Origin of the sequence: Motilimonas sp. 1_MG-2023 (assembly GCF_030547455.1) — a bacterium.
In the GTDB taxonomy this organism is placed as follows: Bacteria; Pseudomonadota; Gammaproteobacteria; order Enterobacterales; family CBDFNC01; genus Motilimonas.
The window spans coordinates 1-233 of the sequence record NZ_JAUOPX010000311.1; the positions used below are offsets into that span (position 1 = coordinate 1).

Annotated in this window: 1 pseudogene; it reads right to left on the reverse strand. The window is 49.4% G+C overall.

Features of this window, described 5'->3' with window-relative positions:
* Nucleotides 1-233: pseudogene (locus Q4519_RS22165) on the reverse strand (PLP-dependent aminotransferase family protein); the annotation flags it as partial.

A 233-nucleotide genomic window follows, 5' to 3' on the forward strand; every position in this document is an offset into this window, starting at 1 on the left:
TCCTGGTTGTGTCACCGCCATCAGGCTCAACCCCAGAGATTCCATTGCACCAGACGTAATCACAATATCATCGACCGAAACGTCAATGCCGTCGCGTAAATAACGTTTAGCAATAGCACGGCGTAATGCCATATTGCCCGGTGGCAATTCTGTTAACATCATTTGCGGTGACATGGTTTTCATCACCTGCCCCATCGCACGGCCCAACGCATTTAATGGCAAGAGTTCTGGAT